Source organism: Johannesbaptistia floridana, from assembly GCF_057440575.1.
Genome location: NZ_JALKVM010000406.1, coordinates 24875 through 44474 on the forward strand (window position 1 = coordinate 24875; position 19600 = coordinate 44474).

Sequence of the window (19600 nt, forward strand, 5' to 3'; positions counted from 1 at the left end):
AGATGCAACAGGCAAGAGGCAAAAGATTTTAAGAATTTAGTTTTTAAACAAGAGTCGAGAAATATTGTAGCTATCGTGTATTAAGAAATTTTAAAAATTTTCTAAAACTTCTTCCGCGAGAGAAAACCTGCTCAAAATTGCATCTCCTTTACCAGTATCAACTGTCAAGTTTAAGTTAAGCTAAAAAAAACAAGAAAATAGAGAAAATGACTCAGGTAAAAATTAAAGATAATCCCCTATTAATCGGAGAAGGACTGCCTCCATTTAACCAAATTAAACCAGAACAGGTAGTAAGTGCCATGACTACCCTGTTAGAACAACTACAAGCACAGTTAACAGAATTAGAAACAAAAGTAACACCTACTTGGACTGGATTAGTAGAACCATTAACAAAGATAGAAGAAAAAATAAGCTGGAGTTGGGGAATTATTAGCCATCTTATGGGAGTAAAAAATAGTCCAGAACTGCGCCAAGCATACGAAACGGTACAACCACAAATGGTGGAGTTTTTTACTCAACTTAGTCAAAGTAAAACTCTCTATAAAGCCTTTAAAGCTTTACAAACAAGCCAAGAATGGTTGAATCTGGAACCGGCGCAAAAAAGAATAGTAGAAAGCGCTATTCGCGATGCAGAATTATCAGGTGTAGGATTAACGGGAGAAAAACGCGATCGCTTCAACGCCATTCAATTAGAATTAGCGGAATTATCTACTAAATTCTCTAATAATCTCTTAGACGCTACCAAAGCTTTTCAACTAAAACTAACCAAACCCGAAGAAGTAGCAGGCTTACCATCGAGTGCCCTAAGTTTAGCGGCCCAAACGGCGCGGAGTCAAGGAGAAGAAGAGGCAACAAGTGAAAATGGCCCTTGGATAATTACCTTAGATTATCCAAGCTATATACCCTTTCTCAAGCACGCTGAAAATAGAGAACTCAGAGAAAAAGTGTATAAAGCTTTCATAACCAGAGCTTCAGAAGGAGAATTAGATAATACTGGCATTTTAACCCGCATCCTTGAATTGAGAGCGGAAAAAGCCAAACTTCTAGGCTTCAATACCTATGCTGAATTAAGTTTAGATCGTAAAATGGCTTCTAGTGTAGAAGCAGTAGAATCTTTATTAGAGGAACTGCGAGTAGTAAGTTATCAAGCTGCCGTTCAAGAATTAAAAGAACTACAAACTTTTGCTCAAACTGAAGACCTACAGCCTTGGGATATTACCTATTGGGCAGAAAAACAAAGAGAAAGCAAATTCGCCTTTACCGATGAAGAATTACGACCTTATTTTCCTCTCCCTCAAGTGCTTCTTGGTCTATTTAACTTAGCAGAAAATTTATTTAACATCAAAATTATTGCTGCTGATGGACAGGCACCAATCTGGCATGAAGACGTACACTATTTCCAGATATTTGATAAGGATAGCCAATCTCAGATTGCTTCATTTTACTTAGACCCCTATAGTCGTCCCGCAGAAAAACGTGGGGGAGCTTGGATGAATGATTGTATTAACCGCGCCAAACTTATTACCAACAATCAAGTAACTATTCGTTTACCTGTTGCCTATTTAATTTGTAATCAAACACCGCCAGTAGATGAACAGCCTAGTTTAATGACCTTCGGGGAAGTAACAACTCTTTTTCATGAATTTGGTCATGGCTTACAACACATGCTTACCCGCATCGATTACCCAGGGGCCGCAGGTATAAACAACATTGAGTGGGATGCAGTGGAATTACCCAGCCAATTCATGGAAAATTGGTGTTATCATCGCCCTACCTTGATGGCAATGGCGAAGCACTATCAAACAGGAGAAACTCTACCAGAAGATTACTATCAAAAGCTATTGGCGGCCCGCCATTATCTCAGTGGTTCCGCTATGCTCAGACAACTACACTTCTCTCTGTTAGATTTAGAATTACATCATCGTTATCAACCTGATGGTCAAGAAACTCCTCAACAAGTACGCGATCGCCTAGCTGAAACCACTACAGTTATTCCTCCCCTTCCAGAAGATGCTTTCTTATGTTCTTTTGGTCATATTTTTGCTGGGGGTTATGCGGCAGGATATTACAGCTATAAATGGGCAGAAGTACTAAGCGCCGATGCTTTTGCGGCCTTTGAAGAAGCTGATCTCAATTCTGCTGACTCTCTACAGGAGATGGGTAGCCGTTTTCGCGATACGGTTTTAGCTTTAGGTGGTAGTTTACCACCCATGGAAGTATTTACCAAATTTCGTGGCAGAGAACCAAAAACAGAGGCTTTACTCAGACACAGTGGTTTAAGCTGATCTTGGTTAAGAATCCTACGGGCTAGAAATTCGTAAGATTCCCTAAGCTGTAGCTATTTTTACTACAGCTTAATATTTCTAAGAAACATAGTGAAAATAACTCTCTGCCAGACTAAGTCCCCTTATACCTCTAATTTCAGCAATAAGATCTGGCCTAGATTCTTCACTTGAAATACTATACAACTGAGCATCTCTCCCCATATTTTCTAGTTTATATTCATCCTGACTACCTTTGAGTTGAATAATATCTTCACGTGGGTTAAAATCGCCAATTGTGACATAATCATCATCTTCATAACCTGTGTAATAGGTTTGACTTTCATCTCCTAAAATAAACTCATCTTCACCTCTTCCCCCTAGTAAAAGATCTTTCTCTAAAGCCCCTGCCAGATTAGATTTAGGATCTACACCTATCAGGCGATCGCTTCCTTCGTCTCCATACAATCTATCACTTCCTCCACCCCCAATTAGAGTATCATTTCCTTCTTCTCCATAGAAAATATCATCACTTCCTCCACCGCGAATTAGATCATTACCTTTGCCTGTAGAAAAAGTAGGTACTTCTCCTGGAAGCAAAAACTGAGGACCAGTAGCACTAATATCTACAACATCGTCACCACTACCTGTTGACCCTTGTACTATTTCTATATCTCTCCACTCAGTATTATGCTGAGAACCACCTTCTATAATACCTATACGTCTCCCTTCTTCATATTTGATGATGATACTTTCTGTATCCTCTTCACTCTCTATAGACAAAGAATCAAGACCCTCTCCGCCTCTAATAATATTTGCTCCTGAGCCTGGGTGTATATCATCATTTCCCTCTCTACCTATGATTGTATCGTCGCCACTACCCGTCTTAATTTCATCTGCACTATTGCTACCTCTAACTATGTCATCACCCTCATTAGTGTCTACAAAGTTAGAGAATAAAGATGCTTCAGTTTGAGCATTTCTTAAATTTAGTATGTCATTACCACTACCAGTAAGAATATATACTCTTTCTATATTTTTAAACTCTGTCTGATTATTTGGACCATTGATAATATTACCACTTAAAGTATCACGATATCTAATCGTAATATCTTCTTGATAATTGCTATTATCTATTTCTAATTGGTCATGACCTCCACCACCATCAATGATGTTTTTCCCCGAACCTGAAATAATGATGTCATTTCCTTCTCCCCCAATTACTGTATCGTTTCCTTCTCCAGTTTTAATATAGTTGCTGATTAAACCTGGATTATTCAGATATGGATAAGTATGATGAGTTTGAGTATCAATAGATGAGTTCGTAAAAATCAAGGAAAAAATTTCCCCTGTTATGGGAGTGACATCTATATAATCATTGCCATTCCCGCCGATAATCTCACTACCTTCTATATTTTCATAAACCCTAGATTCTCCATTATCTAAATTAATAACTATGTTGTTGCTCAAATCATAATCAACCCTAATAGTAGATTTTCTTTCCCCATAATCTATGTAAAGTTTTGAATCGTCCTCTTCTATTATTTCATCAAAATAGTTTAAATTTGTGATGTTTTCCTCAAGGTTTATAGTTTCCAATAAATCACCATTTTCTGTGAATAGAGCAGGAACAATTAAATTATCTTGTGTTTCTTCAATCCTATTATTCATCATATATTATTCACCCATTTTTTCCTTTAGTGTTTTAGTATATTTTCATAGTTATTGTTTTTAGATATCTCTATTATATTTTGTTTTAAAACTATCATAGTCATCAAAAACCCTCAAAAGTCCTAACTACACAATAGTCAGCTAATTTTGTCCTAATCATCTTTATTTATCTCAACATACACTCAGTACATTTATAGCTTTTTCAAACCTTAAAAAGCTGGCAATACAAATCTATTTATCTATCAAAGTTAAAAATGAGACCCGGCAAGAGGTAAACGGCATAAAGATTTGACTCAGAATCTATAAAACTGGGTTTTATCTCTTGGATTTAGTCTAATCTCACCAAGAAAAGAAAACAGAAAACCTTTGCTATATACCAATGTAAGCAAACTTTTTGAAAAAATATCAGCCTTTTTTATGGGTAAAATTAACTTGACTTTTTTAAAAAAATCAGTTAATATGACAGGTTAGTAATCAGTCAAACTTAGCAAAACTAATATAAGTATCTCGATAAACATGGTATGAGTGGTTATGATTTAAATTTATTCAAAACCAACTCTAATACCATTTAAGCATTTTCTGCTAGTAATTAACACTATTTACTAGCAGATAGTTAACAAAAATTATTATTTTTGGGGAACAATATTCATAGATAAGTTTAGTGAAATTTAAAATTCTACACTCAAAGGAGTTCGTGGGAAAGGAATCACATCTCTAATATTACCCATACCTGTAATTAACTGAATCAAACGCTCAAAACCCAGTCCAAATCCCGAATGAGGCACAGTTCCGTAACGGCGTAAATCTAAATACCATTGTAGCTCTTCTGTCAACATTTCTTGAGCTTCAATACGTTTAATTAAAACATCCAATCGTTCTTCTCTTTGGGAACCACCAATAATTTCTCCGATTTTTGGGGCTAAAACATCCATAGCTGCGACAGTTTGATTATCTTCATTGACTCTCATGTAAAAAGCTTTAATTTCCAGGGGATAATTAGTAACAATCACTGGTTTTTTAAACATTTCTTCAGCTAGATAACGTTCATGTTCCGATTGTAAATCTAAGCCCCATTCTACAGGATATTCAAACTTACGATTTGCCTTAGAAAGCAGAGTTATCGCTTCAGTGTAGGTAATTCGTTCAAACTGATTTTCGATAATATTGGCGGCGGTAGCTAGTACAGATTTATCGATACGTTGATTAAAAAATTCCATATCCTCACTACATTCTGCTAAAACCGTGGTGAAGATATGTTTTAAAAATGCTTCTGCTAAATCTTGATTTCCCTCTAAATCACAAAAAGCCATTTCTGGTTCAACCATCCAAAATTCCGCTAAATGTCTAGATGTATTAGAATTTTCAGCTCTAAAAGTAGGTCCAAAAGTATAAACTTGTTCAAAAGCACAAGCCATAACTTCTGCTTGTAATTGTCCACTAACAGTTAAATAAGCATGGCGACCAAAAAAATCTTGACTATAATCCACTTCTTGGTTAGAATCTTTGGGTAATTGATTTAAATCTAAGTTAGTTACACTAAATAATTCCCCAGCCCCCTCACAATCATTAGCCGTGATAATCGGAGTATGAATCCAGAGAAAACCTCTACTTTGGAAAAAATCATGAATCGCCCTAGCACAAACATTACGAACTCGCATCACTGCACCAATACTATTAGTACGCGATCGCAAATGTCCGATTGTCCGTAAAAATTCAAAGGAGTGTCTTTTTTTCTGTAGGGGGTAAGTTTCTGGATCTGAGGTACCATATACTGTAACTTCTTCAGCCTTTAGTTCCACTTTTTGGCCTTTACCAGGAGACTCAGCCAACTCTCCCTTCACTGCCACAGAAGCGCCTACATTTAACTGTTTGAGTAGATTCTCATAATCTTCTAAGTTAGCTTCTAAAATAACTTGTAAGTTAGCTAAATAAGAACCATCATTAACTTCCATAAAAGCGAATTCTTTTAGTTCTCTTTTCGTTCTTACCCATCCTTGAACGGTGATTTTTTCTCCTGGCTGTCCTTGTTTGAGAATTTCTTTAATTCTTGATATTTTCATCAATTTTTAACTATTTTTTTGATTATTTTTTCAGTATATCTGATATTTAGTGACAGACTCCTACAGTAAATCTTGCGATTATACTGTAGGCTTCTTGAGTCTGAACTAAATTTAGATTCAACTCCGAAAATCGGCGATCGCATTTTTAGTCATCGCGGCAATTACTTCTTCATTAGCTTTAGGTAAACTATAGTGTTTTCCCCCCGCCGTTGTGGCCAATTCCTTCGCAAAACCAGTAGAAACAAATTTACGTTCCGTATCTATTACTAACAACTTAATTCCTAAAGCCCGTATTTTTTTAGCAATTTCCAGTAATTCTTCTTTAATATTAGGCTTTTCTCCTTCGATTGTTTCTCCCAAAGAACGAGCCAGAGGAATATTACCGCGACCATCAGTAATCGCTACAATTACCACTTCACCGATATCTCCTGACATTCGAGCATTCATCCCCACATGAACTGCCTGAGTTAAACCATGGGCTAGGGGAGAACCGCCTCCACAGGGAAGAGTTTCTAGACGCACTCTCGCCAACGCAATTGATCTCGTTGGTGGTAATAATACCTCAGCCCTCTCACCACGGAAAGGGATTAAAGCCACCTGGTCACGATTTTCATAGGCTTCAGTGAGTAGACGTAACACAGCACCCTTCGCTGATTGCATTCTATTTAGAGCCATTGAACCAGAAGCATCTACCACAAACACCACTAACGCCCCTGCTTTACGCACTAATTTTTTAGCCCGAATATCTCCTGACTCCACCACTACTCGGCGGTGAGGTTGACGTTTTCTCCTCGCTTTTTGATAGGGTGCTGCGGCTCTCAATGTAGCATCTACCGCTATGCGAGTGACTTTACCCCTTGGTAGTATCGGCTTAATATAGCGCCCTCTATCTTCTGAAAAAATCAGGTTACGACTTCCCGAATTCCCCTGTTTTTGAGCCATCTGGGCAAAATAAAGGACATTGGGGTCTAAAATTACCCCTTCTGAGTCGAAGACAAATTCTTCTGGTAGATTGGGAGATTCTGTTTCTGGTGTCTCCTCTTCTTCTTGTTGGTCTTCTTGTTGGTCTTCTTGTTCTTCTTCTTGTTGCTGATTATCTTCCTCTTCTGATTCGGGAGGAGGTGGCGGTGGTGGTGGTTCTTGTTCTTCCGGTGGTTCTCTCAACACAGAACGGGGTACAATTACCAATTCTACAGCTCTGCGTAAATCATCGGCATTTACTTCACTTCTCCCTTCTAAAGCTGCTGCTGCTTTCGCTACTTTAGCCGCAAAAATTTCTGCACGATGTCCTTGTACTCCTCCTCTAATTGCTTCTTGAACTAAATAACTAATTTGCTCTGAAGTGATACTTACATCTTTGAGCCATTCTCGCGCTAGGATAATATCAGTTTTGAGGTTATCTAAATCCTCCTCATACTGATTGAGAAACTCTTGAGGAGAATTAGCATAGGCGAGCACCTGATCTACGGCTTGTACCCGTTGATCTAAAGCTAGGACTCCATCGGCAGACAAAACAATAGCAATGCGATCTAAAAGATGCTCCCGAAGACTCCCTTCTTCCGGGTTATAAGTAGCAATCAAAATAGGGTTACAGGGATGTTGAAAACTAATTCCCTCCCTCTCAATCTGATTGCGTCCTTCACTGAGAACACTAAGTAATTGATTAGCAATCTGATCGTCTAAAAGATTGATTTCATCAATATAGAGAACACCACGATGGGCTTGGGCAAGTAATCCTGGTTGAAATACCGCTTCTCCTTGACGAACAGAAGCTTCTACATCTACTGAACCGAGTAACCTATCTTCGGTAATTCCTAGGGGAATTTGTAAAAAAGGTGCCGGAATAACTTGAGTGGGGATTTGCTCATCTGGTTGATAAAGACTCTTAGTTTCATCATCCCAAGTATTGGGTTGAGTAGGGTCACAATTATAAACATTGCCTTCGATGACTTCGATGGGGGGTATTAAAGAGTGAATCGCTCTGGCCATCACGGATTTAGCAGTACCACGACGTCCAGCGATCGCCACTCCTCCTAATTGAGGGTCAACGGCGGCTAAAAGTAAGGCTAGTTTAATTGCTTCTTGGCCGACAATAGCTGTGAGGGGAAAATTAGTTCTACTTCCTTGGTTAATAAGAGTGGGCATATTTGCTCTTGAATGAAAAGCTAATTTATCTTAAGTTATCATTAATATAGCTGTCTATTTCTACTCTAACTGAAAGTAGCTGCTAATTACTAATTAAATTAAACATCACTTAATATGGAATTTTCTAAAAAACTACTCATCGGTTTAAAAGCTAATGATTTCCGCCATCCTTTTGATTTAGAAGCAACTCAAACCCTCAAGGAAATACCAGGGTTAGATATAGCTATACGAGGTTTACTTGGATCTGTAGGGGAACAGTTTTTTTACCTTAATAATATAGCATCTAGTGTTCTTGTGAGTGAAAAACAACTACCATCATTACATCAATTACTTCTAGATGCCTGTAAAACCCTAGATTTAGAACCCCCTGAACTTTATGTACAACAAAATCCTGTCCCCAATGCCTATACCTTTGCCATGCGGGGTAAAAAACCCTTTATGGTTTTGCATACTTCCTTAATTGAAATGCTTACCCCAGAAGAAATTCAAGCAGTAATGGCTCATGAATTGGGACATTTAAAATGTGAACATGGAGTTTATCTTACCCTAGCTAATATTTTAGTCTTAGCCGCAGGTCTATTACCAGAATGGGGAGGGATGATCGCTCAATCTCTCCAAACTCAAATGTTAGAGTGGTTAAAATGTGCTGAGTTTAGCTGCGATCGCGCTGCCCTCCTAGCTACTCAAAAACCAGAAGTAGTTATGTCTGTCCTGATGAAACTAGCTGGCGGTTCTCCTACCTTAGCACCACAATTAAATCTAGAAGCTTTTGTAGAGCAGGCTAGAGCCTATGACGCTATAGACAAAACTGAATTAGGAAAACTCCTAAAATCAGCTCAAGACGCTCAATTAACCCACCCTGTCCCTGTTTTACGCGCTAGAGAAGTAGATCGCTGGTCTAGTTCTCAAGAATATCAAGACTTGCTATTTAAGTCTAAAACCAGTTATAATAATCAAGATAGTCAGGGCGGGTGGCGAAATTGGTAGACGCACTACACTCAAAATGTAGCGGCCACTGGTCATGAGAGTTCGAGTCTCTCTCCGCCCACTTGAGTACTTTATTTAACCCCATTTATTTTGAGATTCCCCTAATTATAGGGGAATTTTTCTTAAGAATTATCCAATATTTCTTTCAGATTTACCTTCCTAGCAAATAATTGATCTTGCCCGGCTCTTTTGGGATTGTGAGGTAAATTGTTATTATTGTTACATTTTATTCCCCTAAACTTAGATCTTCCACGCAAATACAAAAGTACTAAATAGGCTAACAGGCGAGAATCAATTTTTAAGGGGTTAGGATTAATTCTTTAACTCATTACTTCAAGACTCATTACTTATTACTCAACCACCACAAGTAAATGAGTGATAAAGATGCTTTGGTCTGAGCTATAGATGATACTGTTGAACAATTACTAGAAGCGAGACACCATATAATAGCAAATATACTTAGTTAAGCGGAGGAAATTAGTAAACTGTGAACGCATCAGAACAAGCTAAAAGTTTAAACATAGCCAGTAAAATTGCCACAATTGTTAACTTATTTAAGTCGGAATTTCCTGATGCTAAGGCAGATTTGCAGCCATGGAGTAATGATGCCGATACTCAAAGCCAGGTAGATCCTGATTCTATTGATATTGGGTTTCATTTTCCCGGATGGAGTCCACGTTTGCAAAGTCGCAGTATTTTAGTACAAATTCGCTTTTATCAAGAAACAGTAACAGACGAATTCAAATTAATTGGCTTAGAAACAGCTGGATTTAATCACCAAGGACAAGCCTGGCGTCTTTCTACCATAGCTAATTGGCAACTAGAAGGATCATACCTTCCGGTGCCAGAAATTACCAACAAGTTAAAAAATTTTTCTCGCCAAGTATTTCTTTTATTTAATTCTTCACTAATTAAATAAACTACTTCTATTACTTATTAGCTAATTTGTTAATTAGTTCCACAAAAGCTTGTTGATCTAGAATAGGCTTAGTAATATAATTGTCAGCACCACTTTGTCGGAGAAAATTCTCGCGATCTCCCTCCATAGCGTGGGCAGTTACCAAAATAACTGGTAACTTAGCAGTTATTGGATCTGCTTTCAACATTTGCGTAATTCTAATACCGTCAACAGGTTCATCTTCGTATATGCTTTTAGATAGGGAAACATCCATTAAAATAAGATCCACGGTGCCTGATTTAGCAATTTTTAAGACTTCAGCAACATCATCTGTACTTTTAACTTCTATACCTCCTCTTTTTTTCAAAATCATTGAAAAAACCAAAAGATTGGTAAAATCATCTTCTACAATTAAAACAGTTGTCATGATTTTAGCTAAACTTACTTTACTAAATTATTACAGAACTAGAAACAAACACTCATGGTAAAACAGCTCAATCTGTTGAAAACTGGACAAATTATACCCACCGCCCTTCATCTCGAAATGGAACAGTCTTATTTAGAATATGCCATGAGTGTGATTGTCGGGCGTGCCTTACCAGATGTAAGAGATGGATTAAAACCAGTACATCGTCGTATCCTGTACGCCATGCACGAACTTGGCTTAACTCCAGATAGACCTTACCGTAAATGCGCCAGGGTTGTGGGAGATGTATTGGGTAAATATCATCCTCACGGGGATCAAGCCGTATACGATGCCCTGGTACGCATGATTCAAGATTTTAGTAGCCGCTATCCCCTCCTATCAGGTCATGGTAATTTTGGCTCAATAGATAACGATCCTCCAGCAGCTATGCGCTACACAGAAACTCGTTTAGCCCCCATTGCTACCGAAGCAGTGTTGGCAGAAATTAGCGAAGCTACTGTTGATTTTACGACCAATTTCGATAACTCTCAACAAGAACCGGTAGTTCTCCCAGCTCAATTACCAATTTTACTTCTTAATGGTTGTTCCGGGATAGCAGTAGGTATGGCTACAAATATACCTCCTCATAATCTCTCAGAAGTAGTAGATGGTTTAATAGCTTTAATAGACCGCCCCCAATTACCAGATGAAAAATTGTGGGAAATTATTCAAGCCCCAGATTTCCCCACGGGAGGAGAAATAATTAACCTAGAAGGGGTTAAAGATGCCTATAAAAATGGCCGAGGCACAATTACTGTAAGAGGAGTAACTAAAATTGAGAAAATTTATCTGGGTAAACGTAAAACTCGCGAAAAAACAGCAATAGTAATTACAGAATTACCCTATCAAGTTAATAAAGCCGCTTGGATTGAAAAAGTAGCTGAGTTAGTTAATAACGGTAGAATCGAAGGAATCGCTGATTTGAGAGATGAAAGCGATCGCGAAGGAATTAGAGTGGTAATAGAACTTAAACGGGATGCTGTGGCCGCAAATGTCCTCAATCATCTCTATAAACAAACAGCACTGCAAACTAACTTCGGCGCTATTATGTTAGCTTTGGTGGATAATCAACCACGTCAGCTATCTCTGCGGGAATTATTAGAGGAATTTCTGAAATTTCGTGAAACAACTCTCACCAGACAATACAATCACGAATTAAATGCCCAACAAAATCGTCTCCACCTAGTAGAAGGTTTACTCAAGGCAATTAATCAATTAGATACCGTAATTACAATCATCAGAGAAGCCCCCGATGGCATCTCCGCTAAAAATATTCTCATTCAAGAGTTATCTATTAGCGCCACTCAGGCAGACTCCATCTTAGCAATGCCTCTACGTCGTCTAACAGGTTTAGAAAGACAAAAATTGCAAACGGAATCGGCAGAATTAACTACCAGCATCGCTCAATTACAACAACTACTACAGGACCGTCAGGAATTACTCAAAGCCTTAAAAAAAGAACTGCGAAGCCTGAAGCGGAAATTCGGCAGCCCTCGTCTGACTAAAATAGTCAACAGGGATTTAAGCTCAGGTGAAGCTTCAAAAGCTACAGCAGCAGTAACTCCTAGCTCATCTCTAGGACCTCAAACAGGCAGCATTGTAGAAGTTACTAGTCAAGGATACATATCTTGGTATGAAGATATAAGTAAACAAAAAAACCAAGAATTAGTGGTATTTAGAGAGAAAATCAGCTTAGATAATCCCCTAGTGGTAATTACAGACCAAGGGAAAGCTTATCCCCTAAATTATCAGGAAATACCTCACCAAACAACCCAAGGTCAAGAATTAGTACAGAGATTATTACCCAAAAGCGTTCAACGAGATCGCCAAAAAATAGTAACTCAGTTTTGTCTACCAGATAAAAAATCAAAAAATAACGAAATAGTCCTAATTAGTCAACAAGGTAAAACAAAAAGGCTTCTAGTAAAAGAATTGGAGAGTTTGAGTAATCGGGGTTTAATGCTGATTAAACTCAAAGAAAACGACAGTCTCAAAGATGTTTGTTTAGTAAATTCTGACATGGAATTGGCGATCGCCACCACCTCAGGACGTGTTCTGCGCTATCGTCTTACGGATGAGAGAATACCTCTGTTAACTAGAAACTCCCAAGGAATTAGCGCTATAAGTTTACGTCATGGAGAAGAATTAGTGGGATGTTTACCAGTAAATTCCCAAGAAAATATTTGCCTAGTTTCTGAACTAGGCTATGGTAAAAATATCCCAGTTAAGCAATTAAGATTGTGTTCAGCAGGGGATATCGGGACTTCAGCCTTTAGATTTATCAACCCCCTTGATAATTTAGTTACCATTGCTAATCAAAACACAGAAAACTTAATATTGATCACTAGTAATAAACAAACCCTATCTATTTTCCCTAAAGATATTCCCATTTCCAGTAAAGATAGCCCAGGAGAAAAAATCGTCAAACTCAAGCAAAAAGAAAAAATTGTGACAGTTTATCAGCTTTAATTAAATATTAACCCCTAAAAAATGAGAGTCATATCAAAAATATCAGCATTTTTCAGGTTGCCAAATTAAGTCACCCTTTGTTATTCTTTTTGCTATAATCACCAAAAGTAAATAGAAATATTCAATAAATCAATGACTAAAACATCACCAGTAACAGAAACAAATAGCATAAATTTAGCTGATAATTTAATTAATCAACAACCAGTTAAAAAAGAAATACGTCCCTGGGGTTCTTTCACCACTTTAGAGTCAGGTTCCGGTTACAAAATCAAGCGAATTGAAGTTCATCCCGGTCATCGCTTAAGCCTGCAAATGCACCATCATCGCAGTGAACATTGGATTGTAGTTTCTGGCACTGCTAAAGTTATCTGTGGTGAATCTGTAGATATCCTAGGTCCTAATCAGTCAACTTACGTTCCCCAATGTACAAAACATCGGTTAGAAAATCCTGGCGTAATCAACTTAATTCTCATTGAAGTTCAAAATGGAGAGTATTTAGGGGAAGACGATATTATTCGTTTTCAAGATGATTATGCCCGCAAGTAGGTAAAATCAAGGGAAAAAATTTAATGGTTAAAATTACAGCAACTGCACTTCAAGAAATAAAAAGGCTACAGCAAAGCACTTCTCAGCCTGATACTAATCTTCAACTTCAAATTCAACCAGGCGGTTGCTGTCAACTTTATTATGTTTTCAAATTTACAAATAAAATAGAAGGAGTAATTTGGGAATACGAAGATTTGAAAGTAGTAGTTGAGCCTCAAGATCAAGCTTATTTAGAAAATTTAGTGATAGATTATTCAGAAGATTTGATGGGAGGTGGTTTTCGGTTTAAAAATCCCCAAGCAAGTAATAGTTGTAGTTGTAGTTATTCCTTTACTCCCCAAATATAAATATAATAGATTCAGAGGTTGACAGACAAGAGTTTTTTTTGATATGATAGGAATTTGTCAATACTTATAAATCTCTTAAAGATTTGTCTGACTATAACTTAGATTATGCCAACTATTCAACAACTTATTCGCGATGAACGTTCTAAGGCTAAGAAGAAAACTAAATCTCCAGCTTTGAAAGAATGCCCTCAGCGTCGAGGAGTTTGCACAAAAGTGTCAACAATGACCCCAAAGAAACCTAACTCAGCTTTACGTAAAGTAGCGAGAGTTCGTTTAACCTCAGGATTTGAGGTTACATCCTATATACCAGGAGAAGGACACTCTTTACAAGAGCACTCTGTAGTTTTAATCAGAGGAGGAAGGGTAAAAGACTTACCTGGAGTCAGATACCACATAGTTCGTGGTACATTAGACGCAGGCGGAGTAAAAGATAGAAAACAAGCTCGTTCTAAATACGGAACCAAAAGACCGAAGTAATCAACCCAACAAACAATTCTTAAGAAGAAGAGAAAAATATGTCTCGTCGCCAATACACAAAGAAACGTGAAATACCCCCAGATCCCGTGTACAATAGTACTTTAGTGAGTATGACGGTAAGACGTCTAATGATTGGGGGCAAAAAATCCTTAGCTGCTGGTATATTCTACGAAGCTTTACAAATAGTTGAAGAAAGAACCAAAGCAGATCCTTTAGAAATATTCGATCAGGCGATTCGTAATTTAACGCCCTTAGTAGAAGTAAAAGCACGAAGAGTAGGAGGAGCAACCTACCAAGTTCCCATGGAAGTGCGTAAAGGAAGAGGAATAAGTTTAGCTCTGCGTTGGTTAATTCAATACGCAAGGGCTAGAAATGGTCGCAGTATGGCAAGTAAACTGGCCAATGAAATCATGGATGCGGCGAATGAAACTGGGGGAGGAATCAAAAAAAGAGAAGAAACCCATCGGATGGCAGAAGCGAATAAAGCCTTTGCTCATTATAGATACTAAGTATCTAAATAAAAGTATCCGTAAGTAACAAAAAATCCCTCGAAAAGTATAGAATTGTAAAGGGATGTCAGTAATTAAATAGTCAAAGATATTAAGACTGGCTTTGCAACAGGCGAAGGAGGTAGCTGTGTCACGTACTATCCCACTAACAAAAATTCGTAATATAGGTATAGCAGCTCATATAGATGCAGGTAAAACTACAACTACTGAGCGTATACTGTTCTACTCAGGAATAGTTCATAAAATTGGAGAAGTACATGAAGGTACAGCGGTAACCGACTGGATGGAACAGGAGCGAGAGCGAGGTATAACCATCACAGCGGCAGCAATCAGCACAAGCTGGAAAGAGCACAAAATCAACATCATCGATACTCCAGGACACGTAGACTTCACCATAGAAGTAGAGAGGTCAATGCGAGTATTAGATGGAGTAATAGCTGTATTTTGTTCAGTAGGAGGAGTACAACCTCAGTCAGAAACAGTCTGGCGTCAAGCTGATCGCTATAAAGTACCGCGAATCGCCTTTGTAAATAAGATGGATCGCACAGGAGCCAACTTCTTCAAAGTACATAAACAAATAAGAGAGCGTCTAAAAGCTAATGCAGTACCAATACAAATACCAATTGGTGCAGAAAATGAATTCGTAGGCATTGTAGACTTAGTCAAAATGCAGGCGAAAATATATCAAGACGATTTAGGTGAAAACATTATAGACGCAGAAATACCACCAGAAGTACTAGATTTGGCTAAAGAGTATCGGCAACAACTGATTGAATCAGTAGCTGAAACAGATGAATTACTGACAGAAAAATACATAGAGGGAGAACAGTTTAGCGAGAAAGAAATCATAGACGGTATTCGTCAAGCAACTATAAAAGGCATCATGGTGCCAATGTTGTGTGGTTCTGCCTTTAAAAACAAAGGGGTACAACTGCTACTAGATGCAGTAGTAAACTATCTTCCCGCTCCCACAGAAGTACCACCAATAAAAGGTATACTAACAGATGGAGAAGAAGATGTGAGAAAAGCTGACGATGAAGAACCCTTTTCAGCTTTGGCATTTAAAGTAGCGGCAGATCCCTTCGGTCGTCTAACTTTTGTGAGAGTATATTCAGGGGTACTAACAAAAGGTAGCTATGTGTATAACTCCACCAAAGACCTCAAAGAACGAATTTCTCGTTTGATCATCTTGAAATCAAATGATCGCATCGAGGTAGACGAACTGAGAGCAGGAGACCTAGGGGCAATAATTGGGTTGAAAAATACCACCACAGGGGATACACTTTGTGATGAATCAAAACCCATTATTCTAGAATCTCTATATGTACCAGAACCAGTGATCTCAGTAGCAGTAGAGCCAAAAACTAAGCAGGATATGGATAAACTATCTAAAGCCCTGCAAGCTCTCTCAGACGAAGATCCAACCTTCAAAGTAAGCGTGGATCCAGAAACAAATCAAACAGTGATCGCTGGGATGGGAGAACTACATTTAGAAATTCTAGTAGACCGGATGCTTAGAGAATACAAAGTAGAAGCAAACGTAGGTCAACCCCAAGTAGCCTATCGGGAAACAATCAAAAAAGCCTCTGAAGCAGAAGGTAAATTTATTCGCCAAAGCGGTGGAAAAGGACAATATGGTCACGTGGTAATTGAACTAGAACCCGCAGAAGCAGGTAGTGGCTTTGAGTTTGTCTCAAAAATCGTCGGCGGAACTATCCCTAAAGAATATATTCCTTCAGTAGAACAGGGAATTAAACAAACCTGTGAATCAGGAATCTTGGCAGGATACCCCCTAATCGATGTCAAAACTACCTTGATTGATGGATCATATCATGATGTAGACTCATCAGAAATGGCCTTCAAAATCGCAGGTTCCATGGCCATCAGAGAAGCTGTACTAAAAGCATCTCCAGTGCTATTAGAACCAATGATGAAGGTAGAAGTAGAAGTACCAGAAGAGTTTCTCGGAGACGTGATTGGTGACCTAAACTCCCGCCGAGGCAGCATAGAAGGCATGAACTCAGAAGAGGGATTAGCCAAAATTATAGCTCAAGTACCTTTGGGAGAAATGTTTGGCTATGCCACCGATATCCGCTCCAAAACCCAAGGACGTGGTATCTTCTCCATGGAGTTCAGTAAATATGATGAGATACCTCGTAATATTGCTGAAGTTCTCATCGCTAAAAGCAAAGGAAACGCATAAATTGTATTAACATAGCATAAAAAAAGGAAACAACTAAAATTCATGGCACGCGCAAAGTTTGAACGAAACAAAGAACACGCTAATATCGGTACAATCGGTCACGTAGACCACGGCAAAACTACCCTAACTGCCGCAATAACTGTAACACTTTCGGCTTCAGGTCAAGCAAAAGCTAGAAAGTATGAAGATATTGATGCGGCACCAGAAGAAAAAGCTCGTGGTATCACCATTAATACAGCTCACGTAGAATACGAAACTGATAAACGTCACTACGCCCACGTAGATTGCCCAGGACACGCAGACTATGTAAAAAACATGATCACCGGAGCAGCTCAAATGGATGGAGCTATCTTAGTTGTATCGGCAGCAGATGGCCCCATGCCTCAAACTCGTGAACATATTCTGTTATCTCGTCAGGTAGGGGTTCCTCATCTAGTGGTATTTCTAAACAAACAAGACATGGTAGACGACGAAGAACTACTAGAACTTGTAGAACTAGAAGTACGTGAACTATTGAGTGAGTATGGTTTCCCCGGAGATGATATTCCCATCGTCTCAGGTTCCGCTCTCCAAGCTCTAGAATACATGGTTGCTAACCCTACAGCAGCAAAAGGGGAAAACGAATGGGTTGACAAAATCTATGCCCTCATGGAAGCAGTAGATGAATATATCCCAACCCCAGAAAGAGAAATAGATAAACCATTCTTAATGGCAGTAGAAGACGTATTCTCAATCACTGGTCGTGGTACAGTAGCAACCGGAAGAATTGAACGCGGTAAAGTAAAAGTAGGTGAAACTGTAGAGCTAGTAGGTTTAAGAGATACAAAAAATACTACCGTAACAGGAGTAGAAATGTTCCAAAAAACCCTAGACGAAGGTATGGCCGGAGATAACGTAGGGTTACTACTACGGGGGATCAACAAAGAAGATATCGAAAGAGGTATGGTATTAGCTAAACCAGGCACAATTACCCCCCATACCAAATTTGAAGCAGAAGTCTATATCCTTAAAAAAGAAGAAGGTGGACGTCATACTCCCTTCTTCGCAGGTTATAAACCTCAGTTCTTCGTACGGACAACCGATGTGACTGGAAGCATTGATGCCTATACAGCAGACGATGGCACCGATGTAGAAATGGTAATGCCAGGCGATCGCATCAAAATGACCGTAAAGCTAATCAACCCAGTAGCAATTGAAGAAAAAATGCGTTTCGCAATCCGTGAAGGTGGACGTACCATTGGAGCTGGTGTAGTATCTAAAATACTAGAATAACACCGAACCTAGCAAATATTGGAGCAGAAAGAGTAAATTGTTTGCTCCAATATTTTTTTGTCTTTTTTTCCTGGATTTAAAACCCAGGACTTGCGACTAACAAAAAACAACAAATAACTATCATACTGAACCTGGAAAATTAAACATGGCTACTATACAACAACAAAAAATTCGCATCCGTCTCCAAGCTTTTGACCGCCGTTTACTCGATACCTCCTGTGAAAAAATCGTAGAAACAGCTAATAGAACTAGCGCTACAGCAATAGGCCCCATTCCTTTACCAACTAAGCGAAAAATATATTGTGTGCTGCGCTCTCCCCACGTGAATAAAGATTCACGAGAGCATTTTGAAACCCGTACTCATCGACGCATTGTTGATATTTATCAACCTTCCTCTAAAACAGTAGACGCTTTGATGAAATTAGACCTACCCGCTGGGGTAGATATCGAAGTTAAACTCTAGATTATTAGTTGTCAACAACCCACGCTCATCTCAACAGCGAGATAGAGCGTCGGCTTGAAAAAGCCAGCCGATGTTGATTAGCCTCAGTTCCTTGATTGGTTTTAGGCACTACCTGAGTAAAATATAATAAATTTATACTATAAAAATAGCGATCGCCATTAGTAACAATTACTATTATCTATATTTCTGAATATTATAGACTGATTAAATTTGTCAGGAGAACGGACAATGATTGCACAACATGAAATTCAATTAATAACTCCCCAAGAATACTTGGAATGGGAAGAACAACAGCCACTCAAATATGGATATATTGATGGACAAATTTACGCTATAACCGGAGGAACTATTCCTCACAACGATATCTCCCTCAATCTCGCCTCAGCTTTAAAAAGTCACCTTCGAGGCAAAGGCTGTAAAGTTCAAATGGCTGATGTTAAAGTTGGTGTGTCTCAAGATGGTCCTTTTCATTATCCTGATGTTATGGTAAGCTGCAATCCACAGGATCAAATTGCTAGGAAAGTTATAAATTATCCTTGTCTTGTTATTGAAGTCTTATCTCCTAGTACCGAAGCCTTTGATAGAGGTAAAAAATTCAGAAATTATCGCCAAATTAACACCCTCACAGAATACGTTCTGATTGACTCTGAAAAGATGAGCATTGAATGCTATCGACTCAATGAAAAGAATAAATGGGAACTAACCGCTTCTAAAAATCTACTCAAATTTACTCAAACAGCAAAATAAGACAGAAAAAAGTCAGCGGTATATCTTTTGCCATGTAAAGTGTTTTTATTCCTTGCTAATTACTCGGTACTCTACACTA

General features: G+C 38.5%; 16 protein-coding genes and 1 tRNA gene. 13 read left to right on the forward strand and 4 right to left on the reverse strand.

Going from position 1 to position 19600, the window contains the following annotated elements; genetic code table 11:
• Positions 1-206: 206 nt before the first annotated feature.
• Positions 207-2285, forward strand: a complete 2079-nt coding sequence (locus MW688_RS23035; RefSeq protein WP_486738355.1) for a M3 family metallopeptidase — start codon at positions 207-209, stop codon at positions 2283-2285.
• Positions 2286-2363: 78 nt separating this feature from the next.
• On the opposite strand, the gene MW688_RS23040 is transcribed toward MW688_RS23035, so the two are convergent.
• The 3 genes from MW688_RS23040 to bchD all read right to left on the reverse strand — a co-directional run bounded on the left by MW688_RS23040 (position 2364) and on the right by bchD (position 8137).
• Positions 2364-3935, reverse strand: a complete 1572-nt coding sequence (locus MW688_RS23040) for a calcium-binding protein (protein WP_486738356.1) — start codon at positions 3933-3935, stop codon at positions 2364-2366.
• Positions 3936-4600: 665 nt separating this feature from the next.
• On the reverse strand, positions 4601-5992 hold the full coding sequence (gene asnS / locus MW688_RS23045; RefSeq protein WP_486738357.1) for an asparagine--tRNA ligase: 1392 nt from the start codon (positions 5990-5992) through the stop codon (positions 4601-4603).
• A gap of 117 nt (positions 5993-6109) precedes the next feature.
• Positions 6110-8137 (reverse strand): magnesium chelatase ATPase subunit D, encoded by a 2028-nt coding sequence (gene bchD / locus MW688_RS23050; RefSeq protein ID WP_486738358.1) that lies wholly within the window; start codon positions 8135-8137, stop codon positions 6110-6112.
• Positions 8138-8251: 114 nt separating this feature from the next.
• On the opposite strand from bchD, the gene MW688_RS23055 reads away from it, so the two are divergent.
• The 3 genes from MW688_RS23055 (at position 8252) to MW688_RS23065 (ending at position 10043) form a co-directional block, all read left to right on the forward strand.
• Positions 8252-9124, forward strand: a complete 873-nt coding sequence (locus MW688_RS23055; protein WP_486738359.1) for a M48 family metallopeptidase — start codon at positions 8252-8254, stop codon at positions 9122-9124.
• Positions 9103-9185: transfer RNA gene (locus tag MW688_RS23060), tRNA-Leu, on the forward strand. The genes MW688_RS23055 and MW688_RS23060 overlap by 22 nt, the downstream gene beginning before the upstream one ends.
• Positions 9186-9611: 426 nt before the next feature.
• Complete coding sequence (locus MW688_RS23065; RefSeq protein ID WP_486738360.1) at positions 9612-10043, forward strand: hypothetical protein; 432 nt, start codon at positions 9612-9614, stop codon at positions 10041-10043.
• A gap of 10 nt (positions 10044-10053) precedes the next feature.
• Here MW688_RS23065 and MW688_RS23070 read toward each other — a convergent pair whose 3' ends face one another.
• Entirely contained in the window at positions 10054-10449 is a 396-nt protein-coding gene (locus MW688_RS23070; RefSeq protein ID WP_486738361.1) for a response regulator, read from the reverse strand.
• Positions 10450-10503: 54 nt separating this feature from the next.
• On the opposite strand from MW688_RS23070, the gene MW688_RS23075 reads away from it, so the two are divergent.
• The 9 genes from MW688_RS23075 to MW688_RS23115 all read left to right on the forward strand — a co-directional run bounded on the left by MW688_RS23075 (position 10504) and on the right by MW688_RS23115 (position 19521).
• Complete coding sequence (locus MW688_RS23075) at positions 10504-12957, forward strand: DNA gyrase/topoisomerase IV subunit A (protein WP_486738362.1); 2454 nt, start codon at positions 10504-10506, stop codon at positions 12955-12957.
• A gap of 132 nt (positions 12958-13089) precedes the next feature.
• A complete protein-coding gene (locus tag MW688_RS23080; protein ID WP_486738363.1) occupies positions 13090-13503 on the forward strand; it encodes a phosphomannose isomerase type II C-terminal cupin domain in 414 nt (137 codons plus the stop codon).
• Positions 13504-13526: 23 nt separating this feature from the next.
• Positions 13527-13850 (forward strand): HesB/IscA family protein, encoded by a 324-nt coding sequence (locus tag MW688_RS23085; RefSeq protein ID WP_486738364.1) that lies wholly within the window; start codon positions 13527-13529, stop codon positions 13848-13850.
• A gap of 105 nt (positions 13851-13955) precedes the next feature.
• Complete coding sequence (gene rpsL, locus MW688_RS23090) at positions 13956-14327, forward strand: 30S ribosomal protein S12 (protein ID WP_486738365.1); 372 nt, start codon at positions 13956-13958, stop codon at positions 14325-14327.
• Between the two features lie 38 nt (positions 14328-14365).
• The gene (rpsG, locus tag MW688_RS23095; protein ID WP_486738366.1) at positions 14366-14836 is read left to right on the forward strand and encodes a 30S ribosomal protein S7; all 471 of its coding nucleotides are present in this window, start codon (positions 14366-14368) and stop codon (positions 14834-14836) included.
• A gap of 127 nt (positions 14837-14963) precedes the next feature.
• Positions 14964-17039, forward strand: coding sequence for an elongation factor G (gene fusA / locus MW688_RS23100; protein WP_486738367.1), 2076 nt, complete (start codon positions 14964-14966; stop codon positions 17037-17039).
• A 42-nt stretch (positions 17040-17081) separates the two neighbouring features.
• Positions 17082-18311, forward strand: coding sequence for an elongation factor Tu (gene tuf, locus MW688_RS23105; protein ID WP_486738368.1), 1230 nt, complete (start codon positions 17082-17084; stop codon positions 18309-18311).
• A gap of 145 nt (positions 18312-18456) precedes the next feature.
• The gene (rpsJ, locus tag MW688_RS23110) at positions 18457-18774 is read left to right on the forward strand and encodes a 30S ribosomal protein S10 (protein ID WP_486738369.1); all 318 of its coding nucleotides are present in this window, start codon (positions 18457-18459) and stop codon (positions 18772-18774) included.
• Positions 18775-19002: 228 nt separating this feature from the next.
• Positions 19003-19521 (forward strand): Uma2 family endonuclease, encoded by a 519-nt coding sequence (locus MW688_RS23115; protein ID WP_486738370.1) that lies wholly within the window; start codon positions 19003-19005, stop codon positions 19519-19521.
• Positions 19522-19600: the final 79 nt, after the last annotated feature.

What these genes read in the sequence shown, in the direction of transcription:
- MW688_RS23035 (WP_486738355.1), top strand. Translation starts at nt 207, where the DNA reads ATGACTCAGGTAAAAATTAAAGATAATCCCCTATTAATCGGAGAAGGA.
- MW688_RS23040 (WP_486738356.1), bottom strand. Translation starts at nt 3,935, where the DNA reads ATGATGAATAATAGGATTGAAGAAACACAAGATAATTTAATTGTTCCT.
- asnS (WP_486738357.1), bottom strand. Translation starts at nt 5,992, where the DNA reads ATGAAAATATCAAGAATTAAAGAAATTCTCAAACAAGGACAGCCAGGA.
- bchD (WP_486738358.1), bottom strand. Translation starts at nt 8,137, where the DNA reads ATGCCCACTCTTATTAACCAAGGAAGTAGAACTAATTTTCCCCTCACA.
- MW688_RS23055 (WP_486738359.1), top strand. Translation starts at nt 8,252, where the DNA reads ATGGAATTTTCTAAAAAACTACTCATCGGTTTAAAAGCTAATGATTTC.
- MW688_RS23070 (WP_486738361.1), bottom strand. Translation starts at nt 10,449, where the DNA reads ATGACAACTGTTTTAATTGTAGAAGATGATTTTACCAATCTTTTGGTT.
- MW688_RS23075 (WP_486738362.1), top strand. Translation starts at nt 10,504, where the DNA reads ATGGTAAAACAGCTCAATCTGTTGAAAACTGGACAAATTATACCCACC.
- MW688_RS23080 (WP_486738363.1), top strand. Translation starts at nt 13,090, where the DNA reads ATGACTAAAACATCACCAGTAACAGAAACAAATAGCATAAATTTAGCT.
- MW688_RS23085 (WP_486738364.1), top strand. Translation starts at nt 13,527, where the DNA reads ATGGTTAAAATTACAGCAACTGCACTTCAAGAAATAAAAAGGCTACAG.
- rpsL (WP_486738365.1), top strand. Translation starts at nt 13,956, where the DNA reads ATGCCAACTATTCAACAACTTATTCGCGATGAACGTTCTAAGGCTAAG.
- rpsG (WP_486738366.1), top strand. Translation starts at nt 14,366, where the DNA reads ATGTCTCGTCGCCAATACACAAAGAAACGTGAAATACCCCCAGATCCC.
- tuf (WP_486738368.1), top strand. Translation starts at nt 17,082, where the DNA reads ATGGCACGCGCAAAGTTTGAACGAAACAAAGAACACGCTAATATCGGT.
- rpsJ (WP_486738369.1), top strand. Translation starts at nt 18,457, where the DNA reads ATGGCTACTATACAACAACAAAAAATTCGCATCCGTCTCCAAGCTTTT.
- MW688_RS23115 (WP_486738370.1), top strand. Translation starts at nt 19,003, where the DNA reads ATGATTGCACAACATGAAATTCAATTAATAACTCCCCAAGAATACTTG.